Raw genomic sequence first — 9,183 nt, 5'->3', positions numbered from 1 at the left:
GTGAAACTGCCTTTGACTTTAGGCTTTTGAAGTTGAAGTTGAAGTTGAAGTTGAAGTTGAAGTTAAGCAGTTAAACCAATCGCCCAACACCCAGCACCAACACACCAACCTCTCAACCCCCAAAAAAAAACAAAACCCCATCAACCGATGGGGTCCGTTCCGCCGAAGGCAACTCAAATAACCAAACCTGAATCAAGCCTGCGCCGGCTGCGCCCCCCCAGCCGCCTGCAACTTCGCATTCAACTCCTTCCGATACCGGTTCAAATCCTGCACCGTCTCAAACGTGCGCTCGAACAACAGCGACATATTGTGCAGAATCCGCTCGATGACCTTCTTCTCCCAGCTTTCGTCAAAGCGGATCTGCTCGTCGAGCCAGTGCTCGAGCCAGTCCGGATCCGGCAGGCGCGATTGCACGGTGTCGTTGGGGAACAGCGCCTTGTTGACGTGCAGGTTGGTCGGGTGCAGCGGCTTTTCGGTGCGGCGGGCGGAGGCCATCAGCACGCCGATCTTGGCGAAGGCCGAGCGGGCGCTGTCGCCGAACTGGTTGAGGTATTTCTTCATGTAGCGCAGGTAGGCGCCACCGTGGCGGGCTTCGTCCTGCGACAGGGTGCGGTAGATCTGCTTGATCACCGGCTCGGTGTGCCATTCGGCGGCACGGCGGTACCAGTGGTTCAGGCGGATCTCGCCGCAGAAATGCAGCATCAGGGTTTCCAGCGGCGGGGCCGGGTCGAACTCGAAGCGCACGGCGTGCAGTTCTTCCTCGGTCGGCACCAGGTCCGGGCGGAAGCGGCGCAGGTATTCCATCAACACCAGCGAATGCTTCTGCTCTTCAAAGAACCAGATGCTCATGAATGCCGAAAAGTCGGAATCGTGGCGGTTGTCGCGCAGGAACATCTCGGTGGCGGGCAGGGCCGACCATTCCGTGATGGCATTCATGCGGATCGTCTTGGCCTGGTCGTCCGTGAGCAGGCTCGGGTCGAAGGAATCCCAGGGGATGTCCTTGTCCATGTGCCAACGTACCGCTTCCAGCGATTTGAACAGTTCGGGGTAGAGCATGGTAAGCCTTTGAAATTACGGGCAGATTCTACCAGATGCGAATTATTCCCAATGCTCTTTTCATGCGGAAACGATGGGAGCGGATGCGGCTGGATCTGCGCGGTACTTAATTTATGGGCGAATATCGCTTGTTCCACCGATTTTCCTTGCGCGACAAGGGGCATTATACGTCACTTTCGGCTGGGCCGCGCCGATAGGTCAGGCCATCGCGCGGGCAGGTGGTTCATGACCCAGTGTAGCCGGGCGCGCGGACGTTGCGCCTATCTCGTTGCCATGATCGGGCGGGATGATGTCATACAGGAAGGCGGCCAGTTCGTGTTGTTGAGCCAGAGCATCCTGTTCGCCCAGGGTGATCAGTGCCTGGGTGAACTCAGGCTCGAACAGCAGGTAGCTGGCAAAGGCCGCGCCGCGCGCTTCGGTGCCGCCCAGCGGGGTCAGCAAGGCGCGCACGGTGCGCGGCAGCTGTTTTACATGTGTGGCAGCGATGGCTTCGATGGGTTCGCTGGGCGAAATCGTCATCACTTGCACCGGGCGCCAGCCCTCCCTGTCGTTGGCGATTTCCGGCATGCGCGAGAGCAGGTTGTTGATGTGCTGCAGCCGTTCCAGGTCCGCGGACAGACCGTCGAGGAAGATGCTCGCCAGGGCTTGGCCGCCCACCTGCGCCAGCGACGGGTAGCCGCCGGCGGGTACGGTGTCGAACCAGCCCGGGCGCTGGCGCGAAGCGGCGCCGATGGCCAGGATCCGCGAGGCGCCCAGGTGGATTGCCGGCGACAGGGGCGACATCTGGCGCATGGTGCCATCGCCGAACCACTCATGATGCCCGTCCAGTTCCAGCGGCAGCGCGGGGAACAGGAAGGGAATGGACGAGGACGCCAACAGGTGGTCCACACCGATCTTCGCTTCCACGGCCAGCCGCTGGCTGCGGCGCCACGGATGGATGCGGCGGTGCGACTGGTAGAAGGTGACGTGGCGGCCGGTGCTGTAGGACAGCGCCGTCACGGCCAAGGCCTGGAGGTCGCCGGCGTCCAGGCTCGCCTGTACCCGCTCGGGGTCGAACAGCTCGGAGAGCAGGCCGCCGAGCGGCGCGTTGTCGAACAGCGCCCGCGGCGCGCGCCGGGTGACCCAGCCGAAAGCCAGCGCGGAGAGCCAGCGGGCACCCGATGCGCCCACGCCGACCACGCCGGTCCGGTAGACATCCTCGGCATGGATGCCGCTCCATAGCGCGGCCAGGCTGTGGGCCGCCGCGCGGAAATTGGCGGCGTTGATCGCCATGCCTGCGCCGTTGATGGCGCCGGCCGACGTGCCGCAGATGATATCGAAGGGGATGCGGCCGCGATCCAGGCCGTGACGGGCGGCGATGCGGGCGAGGCCTTGCAGCACGCCGGCCTGGTAGGCGGCGCGGGCGCCGCCGCCCATCATGATCAGCGCGGTGGTCTTCACCAAGGGTGTCGGCTCGATGGGTGGATCACGGCCAGCTCCGGCACGGGTTCAGTGCGGCTCGCCGGGCACATCCGGCTTGTCCCCGGATGCGGGGGCGCCGGCCGTGCCATTCACCGGCGCGGACTTGGTCGCCGCGGGCTTCTTGCCGGCCGGACGCTTGGCTGCGGCCTTGACGGCTGGCTTGGCGGCGGATTTGGTGCCGGGTTTGCTGGCCGCCTTGGCAGGTTTTGCCGTCTTGCCCGCACCGGCCGGCGGCTTGCTCGCGGGCTTGGCGGCAGATCCGGGCTGCGCATCCGCCCCTGGCATGCCAAAGCCGCCGAGATTGCCGAACGGCGTCAGGCTGGCGGTTGCGGCGCTGCTGGCGATCTGGTTGAACTGTTGCTGCAGAACATCCCACCACAGACTGGCATCGGGCGGGGGCGCGCTGGCCTGGCCGGACGCGGCGGCCGGCTGTTCCGCCTGGCCGGCTGCGGACGCTTCGGGGACGTCGGGGCCGTTGTCTTCCTCGTCCTCGTTTTCCTCGACCGTGGGCTCGGGCCAGACGCGCTTTGCCGCGGCGGGTTCCGCCTTGTGCTGGAACGGCGCGGCGCTCGGCGAGCTGGCGGCGCGCGCGACGTTTTCCATGGCGCTTTGCATGGCCTCGGGCGAAAGCGCGGTGCCGATGGTCTGCAGCGCCACCAGGGTGGCGCGCTGGACCTCCAGGCCCTGGATGGTGGTGCGCAGCAAATTGGTGTTGAGCTGCAGCCAGCCTTCCACGGCCTTGAGGTCGTGGATGCGCTTGTCGACTTCCTCCAGGTTCATCGGCGGGGTCATGGCCTGCAGGCCCGGCATCAGCCCGCCGGGCATGCCGGCGGCGCTGCCCCACATCTTGCGGAGGAACTCGAAGCCGTTGGTGAAATCTGGGATCTGGCCGAACATCGTTTCGTCTCCGGGGGTCGGCAGCCGGCGGTGCCGGCTGCGGGGTCGAACTACATTAGTCGAACTGCATCAATCGAACTTCGGCGGCCGCTTCTGCCGCAGGCTCGCCACGCCTTCCTGTACATCGGGGCCGGCAAAGCCCATGAATTCAAGCGCCAGCGAACTGTCGAACGCCGGGCCCGCCATGCGCAGCCAGTTGTTGAGCGCGTACTTGGTCCAGCGGATCGCCGTTTGCGACCCGGCGGCCAGCCGGCGCGCCACGTCGAAGGCGCGCTCGACCAGTTCATCCTCGTCCACGGTCAGCGACACCAGCCCGATGCGCTCGGCCTCTTCGCCGCTCACCGACTCGCACAGCATCAGATAGTACTTTGCCTTGGCCATCCCGCACAGCAGGGGCCACACGATCGCGGCATGGTCGCCTGCAGCCACGCCCAGCCGCGTGTGGCCGTCGACGATGCGCGCGGTCCTGGCCGCGATCGAGATATCGGCCAGCAGCCCGGCCACCAGCCCGGCGCCGACTGCCGGGCCGTGCATGGCCGAGACGATCGGCTTGTCGCAGTTGATGACGTTGTAGACCAGGTCCCGTGCTTCGTGCCACACCCGCGTGCGGGTGGCGAAATCGTTGGCCATCTCTTCCACCAGGGACAGGTCGCCGCCGGCGGAGAAGCCTTTGCCCTCGCCGCGGATCAGCGCCACGCGCACCTCGGGGTCGGCCGAGACGTCGCGCCAGATTTCCGCCAGTTCGCGGTGCATGTTGGCGTCGGCGGTGGCCAGCTTGCGGTTGGCGGACTGGTCCGCGCCCATCACGATTTCGAGGATGGGGCCATGCCTGCGCAGGGTCAGCGCGCGGTAGCGGTCGTAGCGCGGCGACAACGGCGCGGCGTCGGGCTGGGGCAGCGGTGAGGATTGCGGAGCATCTTGCGGAGGGATTGCGGTCATGGGGGGAGCGATGGCGGTGGCCATTCCATAGTGGATCATGGTGGGACCGGGCCGCGCATCGCAGCCCGGGGGGCGTCACCGGAGCCTGCGCTGCGGCGGCGCATAGTCGACGGCAATTAGTCAACCGGTCGGTCGGTCAATTATAAGCACTCCCCATCCTGTCTCTGCTAATCGACGGAAGTTTCTCTCGCGCGCGCTTCATTCACCGCAAAGTCCCGCTTTTCCAGCACGTGCTGGCGCAGTAGCGCTTACGCAGTCCTCAGCGCATTGGCTGGCCGCGTTCGACGAGGCGGGGGTTCCGGCCGGGTCCGTCCACTCCGTGGGCGAAGCCCTGAGTCACCCGCAAACGCTCGCGCGCGGCATGGTGGTTGAGCAGCAGCATCCCGAGGCGGGCCCGATCAAGACCATCGGGCTGCCCGTGAAGCTGTCCGAGACGCCGGCGCAATACCTGCGGCCGTCGCCCCGGCTGGGGGAGGATACGCGAGCGCTCCTTGCCGAAGGTGGCTATGGGGAGCGGGAGATCGCTGCCATGCTCGCGCAGGGCATCGTCATGGAACCGGCGGTGGCTTAGCGCGGGGCCGACACCAGCTGGTCGATGGCGCCGAATACCGAACGGCCCTGCGCGTCGAACATCTCGATCTTGACCGCGTCGCCGTACTTCATGAAGCCGGTGACCGGCTGGCCGCCATCGATGATCTCCAGCATGCGCTTCTCGGCGATGCAGCAGTAGCCCTTGCTGCGGTCGACGTTGGAGATGGTGCCGGAGCCCACGATGCTGCCCGCCCGCACATTGCGCGTCTTGCAGATATGGGCGATGAGCTGGCCGAAATCGAACACCATGTCGGTGCCGCAGTCGGGCGCGCCCACTTTCTTGCTGTTCCAGTGCACGGTCATCGGCAGGTGCACGCGGCGTTCGCGCCAGGCTTCGCCCAGCTCGTCGGGCGTGACCGCCACCGGCGAGAACGCCGTGGCCGGCTTGCTCTGGAAGAAGCCAAAGCCCTTGCCCAGCTCGGCCGGGATCAGGTTGCGCAGCGACACATCGTTGGCCAGCATGATGAGGCGGATGGCGTCGGCGGCCTGCTCGGGCTTGGCACCCATCTTCACGTCGCCGGTGATGACGGCGATCTCGGCTTCGAAGTCGATGCCGAAGGCTTCGCTGGCGCACACGATATCGTCGTGCGGGCCGATCATGTCGTCAGAGCCGCCCTGGTACATCAGCGGGTCGGTCCAGAACTCGGGCGGCATCTCGGCGCCGCGCGCGCGGCGCACCAGCTCCACGTGGTTCACATAGGCCGAGCCGTCGGCCCACTGGTAGGCGCGCGGCAGCGGCGCCATGCAGGCCTTGGGGTCGAAGGCGAACGGATGGCGCGCGCGTCCCGCGTTCAGGGCGTCGTAGACGTCCTGCAACTGCGGCGCGTAGAAGTTCCAGTCGTCCAGCGCGTTCTGCAGCTTGCCGGCGACATCGTTGACGTAGTGGGCGGTCTTCAGGTCGCGCGAGACGACCACGAGCTGGCCGTCGCGCGAGCCGTCCTTGAGGGTGGCGAGTTTCATGTATGCAATGCGTTAGGAAAAAAGCGGCCCGCTAGTCTACCGTGATGCCCTTGGCCTTGATCAGTTTGCCCCAGCGCTCGGCTTCGGCATGGGCGTACTGGGCGAATTCCTCGGGTGTGCTGGATACCGGCTCCACGCCGATGCCTTCGAAGCGCTTCTGCACGTCGGCGCTCTTGAGCGCCTTTACCAGTTCGGCGTTCAGGCGCGTCACTACCGGCTTGGGCGTGCCGGCCGGCACCACCACGCCTTGCCAGGCATAGGCCTCGAAGCCGGGCACGCCGGCCTCGGCCACCGTCGGCACCGTGGGCAGCGCCGTCAGGCGCTTGGGCGTGGCCACGCCGAGGGCGCGCACCTTGCCAGCGGCGACGTTCTGCTGGCCGGACGCCAGGTCGAGAAACATCAGTTCCACCTGGCCGGCGAGCAGGTCCTGCACCGCCGGGGCAGCGCCCTTGTACGGCACGTGTGTCATCCTCGTCCTGGTCTGGTCCATGAACAGTTCCATGGCCAGGTGGTGCGGGCTGCCGGCGCCGGGCGAGGCGAAATTGACCTTGCCGGGATTCTTCTGCACATACTCGATCGCTTCCTTCAATGTGCGTGCGGGGAAGTTCGGCGTGGCGACCAGGATCAGCGGGAAGCGCGCCACCATGCTCACATGCACGAAATCCTTGTCGGCGTTGTAGGGCAGCTTCTTGTACAGCGAAGGATTGGCCGCCAGCGTGGCGGTATCGGCCGTCAGCAGCGTGTAACCGTCAGGCTTGCTGTGTGCCACGGCGTCGGCGCCGACGATGGTGGCCGCGCCCGGCCGGTTGTCGATCACCACCTGCTGGCCGAGTGCCGGCGTGATGGCCTGGCCCAGCGTGCGCGCCACCACGTCGGTGCCGCCGCCGGCCGGGTAGGGCACCACCCAGCGGATCGGCTGGGTGGGCCAGTTGTCCGCGGCGCGGGCGGGCAGCAGGGCGGCTCCCAGCGCCAGCGTGGCAAGCAGCGGTACCGCGCAGGCGCGCCAGGCTTGCCGTGCGGGCAGCAGGGAAAAGGGGAAAAGGCGGGTCATCGTTGTCTCCTGTAGAAGTCGGCCGCGTCGCGCCATGTGCGTTGCATGGCGGCTGCCGCGCCGGGGTTGGCCGGTGCGGTGTCATGGCATCAGCGCCCGGCCTGTATAGCGGTGTTCAAAGTGCGTTCAAAGTCTACCGACGGTTTAAAAATTGGTAAATCGATTTCGCTATAGTAAATTTAGGTTCCAACCTGCGTGATCGTCTCGCCCGTATTATTCCGGGATGTGATTCGTGCATGGCTTATTCACCGTTTTTCCGCAAGTTGCCGCATGACCGAACTCGAAGAAGACGATTCCAAATTGCGTTCCGGCATCCAGTCGATCGAGGTTGGCTTCAAGTTGCTGCAGGCGCTGGCCGCGTCGCCGCGCGCCATGATGCTGCGCGACCTGGCCGCCGCCGCCGACATGAATCCGGCCAAGGCGCACCGCTACCTGGTCAGTTTCCAGCGGCTGGGCATGGTGGCGCAGGACCCGGTGGGCGGACGCTACGACCTGGGCCCATTCGCGCTGCAGCTTGGCCTCGCGGGACTGAACCGGCTGGATCCGGTCAAGAAGGCCCGCCCGATTCTGTCGCAGTTGCGCGACGAAATGGACCAGACCATCGGCATCGCCGTGTGGGGCAACCACGGCCCGACCATCGTGCATTGGGAGGAGTCGAGCCACCCGGTTACGGTAAGCCTGCGCCTGGGCGATGTCATGCCCATGCTCAACTCCGCCACCGGCCGCCTGTATGGCGCTTATCTGCCGAAACAACAAACGCGGCCGCTGGTAGAACGGGAACTGGCCGAGCGCGGCCATGACGATATTCCGGGCCTGCCGCGCTCGCTGGCCGACTACGACGCGGTCTGCGAGGACGTGCGGGTGCATGGCGCGGCGCGCATCAAAGGTGGCGTGCTACCGGGCATCAATGCATTCTCGATGCCGGTGTTCGACGCCAACGGCCATGTCGCGATGGCTTTGATCGTGCTCGGCGCGCAGAGCGTATTCGATGCAGAATGGGGCGGTACGGTCGATCGTCACGTACGCGACATCGCCCGGCAGATTTCTTCGGAGCTTGGTTATCTTGGTGGCAGCCCGACGAACGGGCCGAACGGCCTTTCCTGACAAGCCCGCCTCGCGCCGCGTGCGCTTGGCGCTCGCGCTTGCGCTCGTGCTGGCGGTGCACCTGTTGGTGGTGGTGGGCCTGATGCACCTTCCCGGCCCGCCGGGCGACCCGACCGCCATGCCGGCGATCGAGGCCATCCTGCTGCCGCCGCCGGAGCCGCCGGCCGCGAAAGCGCCGTCGCATCCGGCACCCGTTGTGCAGAAGCGGCCCGCCGCGCCGCGGCCGGAGGCAGCGCCAGAACCCGTCCCGGCCGAATCGCTCCCGGAATCCCACCCTGAGACGCCGGCCACYGCGGAGGCGCCGACGCTGCTGACTGCGCCTGGCTCCGGCCCGGCCATGGCGAGCGCCGGCGGCCAGGCCGGGCAGGGTGCCGCATCCGCGTCCGCGCCCGCGGCTGCGGACGCGGGCTTGCCGGCGGACGGCGTTCGCTATTCGCCGCCGCCGTCCAGGCTGCTGCACTACGCCAGCTTCGTCAACGGCGTACAGAATCCGGATGGCCTCATCCGCTGGCAGCAGGACGGAGCGCGCTATCTGCTTGCGGTGGAAACACGGGTGCTGTGGTTCCGTTTCAACTTCCACAGCAGCGGCGCACTCAGTGAACGCGGCCTGGCGCCGGAGCGCTATGAGGAGAACCGCCGCAACCGCAGCGAGGCGGCCCGCTTCGACCGCGCCGCCGGCGCCCTGGTCTTCGAGGGGCGCAACAAGCAGGTGCCCTTGCCCGCCGCGGGCCAGGACCGCTTCAGCGTATTCCTGCAACTGGTCGGGCTGGTCCGCGGAAATCCGCAGCGCTACGCCACGCCCGGCGTCACCGAAACCTTCGAGGTGGCGGATACGCGTGACCTGGAGCCGATGCAGGTGCAGTATGTGGGAGAGGAGGACGTCGACACCGGTCACGGAGCGGTACACGCCAAGCATTTCATGCGCCTGCCGCGGCATGCGGGCGATCGCCGGCGGGTGGAGGTGTGGCTGGCGCAGTCGCTGCAGTGGATGCCGGTGAAGCTGCGCCAGACGGAGCCCGACGGCACCCAGATCGAACTCGTCTACCGCGACAGCGAAGCGCTGCGCTGAGTCGTCAATGAGTCGTCAATGATTCGTCAAGCGGTGGCGCGTCGGTTGCCGCCGT

The 9,183-nt window shown here is 66.6% G+C and carries 9 protein-coding genes; 3 read left to right on the top strand and 6 right to left on the bottom strand.

Translation table 11 applies throughout. The features are described from left to right. Window positions 1-192 precede the first annotated feature (192 nt). The 4 genes from AC1DT6_RS37205 to AC1DT6_RS37190 form a co-directional block, all read right to left on the bottom strand. Complete coding sequence (locus tag AC1DT6_RS37205) at window positions 193-1,056, bottom strand: ferritin family protein (RefSeq protein WP_441637196.1); 864 nt, start codon at window positions 1,054-1,056, stop codon at window positions 193-195. A 198-nt stretch (window positions 1,057-1,254) separates the two neighbouring features. After that, window positions 1,255-2,475, bottom strand: coding sequence for a patatin-like phospholipase family protein (locus tag AC1DT6_RS37200; RefSeq protein ID WP_441637200.1), 1,221 nt, complete (start codon window positions 2,473-2,475; stop codon window positions 1,255-1,257). A 69-nt stretch (window positions 2,476-2,544) separates the two neighbouring features. After that, a complete protein-coding gene (locus AC1DT6_RS37195; protein ID WP_477115420.1) occupies window positions 2,545-3,414 on the bottom strand; it encodes a PhaM family polyhydroxyalkanoate granule multifunctional regulatory protein in 870 nt (289 codons plus the stop codon). A 69-nt stretch (window positions 3,415-3,483) separates the two neighbouring features. Further along, window positions 3,484-4,353, bottom strand: a complete 870-nt coding sequence (locus AC1DT6_RS37190) for an enoyl-CoA hydratase/isomerase family protein (protein ID WP_477115419.1) — start codon at window positions 4,351-4,353, stop codon at window positions 3,484-3,486. 115 nt (window positions 4,354-4,468) lie between these two features. Between AC1DT6_RS37190 and AC1DT6_RS37185 the strand changes: the two genes are divergently transcribed. Further along, window positions 4,469-4,924 carry a CoA transferase gene (locus tag AC1DT6_RS37185; RefSeq protein ID WP_477115422.1) on the top strand — a complete coding sequence of 152 codons (456 nt, stop codon included), beginning with the start codon at window positions 4,469-4,471 and terminating at the stop codon, window positions 4,922-4,924. On the opposite strand, the gene AC1DT6_RS37180 is transcribed toward AC1DT6_RS37185, so the two are convergent. Next, window positions 4,921-5,904, bottom strand: a complete 984-nt coding sequence (locus AC1DT6_RS37180) for a fumarylacetoacetate hydrolase family protein (protein WP_441637192.1) — start codon at window positions 5,902-5,904, stop codon at window positions 4,921-4,923. The two genes, AC1DT6_RS37185 and AC1DT6_RS37180, sit on opposite strands and share 4 nt — an antisense overlap. Before the next feature lie 31 nt (window positions 5,905-5,935). Then, window positions 5,936-6,955 carry a Bug family tripartite tricarboxylate transporter substrate binding protein gene (locus AC1DT6_RS37175; RefSeq protein ID WP_477115418.1) on the bottom strand — a complete coding sequence of 340 codons (1,020 nt, stop codon included), beginning with the start codon at window positions 6,953-6,955 and terminating at the stop codon, window positions 5,936-5,938. Between the two features lie 270 nt (window positions 6,956-7,225). On the opposite strand from AC1DT6_RS37175, the gene AC1DT6_RS37170 reads away from it, so the two are divergent. Both AC1DT6_RS37170 and AC1DT6_RS37165 read left to right on the top strand, forming a co-directional pair. Further along, entirely contained in the window at window positions 7,226-8,059 is an 834-nt protein-coding gene (locus tag AC1DT6_RS37170; RefSeq protein ID WP_441637188.1) for an IclR family transcriptional regulator, read from the top strand. Between the two features lie 19 nt (window positions 8,060-8,078). Then, complete coding sequence (locus AC1DT6_RS37165; RefSeq protein WP_477104495.1) at window positions 8,079-9,128, top strand: DUF3108 domain-containing protein; 1,050 nt, start codon at window positions 8,079-8,081, stop codon at window positions 9,126-9,128. Window positions 9,129-9,183 lie beyond the last annotated feature (55 nt).

It is taken from the genome of Cupriavidus sp. 01L45 (assembly GCF_056399885.1).
Note: the sequence above shows the minus strand (reverse complement) of the source record. Positions and strands in the feature narration are given on the sequence as shown.

Coding starts and splice junctions, on each gene's coding strand:
- AC1DT6_RS37205 (WP_441637196.1), bottom strand. CDS start 1,056: ATGCTCTACCCCGAACTGTTCAAATCGCTGGAAGCGGTACGTTGGCAC.
- AC1DT6_RS37200 (WP_441637200.1), bottom strand. CDS start 2,475: ATGATGGGCGGCGGCGCCCGCGCCGCCTACCAGGCCGGCGTGCTGCAA.
- AC1DT6_RS37195 (WP_477115420.1), bottom strand. CDS start 3,414: ATGTTCGGCCAGATCCCAGATTTCACCAACGGCTTCGAGTTCCTCCGC.
- AC1DT6_RS37190 (WP_477115419.1), bottom strand. CDS start 4,353: ATGACCGCAATCCCTCCGCAAGATGCTCCGCAATCCTCACCGCTGCCC.
- AC1DT6_RS37180 (WP_441637192.1), bottom strand. CDS start 5,904: ATGAAACTCGCCACCCTCAAGGACGGCTCGCGCGACGGCCAGCTCGTG.
- AC1DT6_RS37175 (WP_477115418.1), bottom strand. CDS start 6,955: ATGACCCGCCTTTTCCCCTTTTCCCTGCTGCCCGCACGGCAAGCCTGG.
- AC1DT6_RS37170 (WP_441637188.1), top strand. CDS start 7,226: ATGACCGAACTCGAAGAAGACGATTCCAAATTGCGTTCCGGCATCCAG.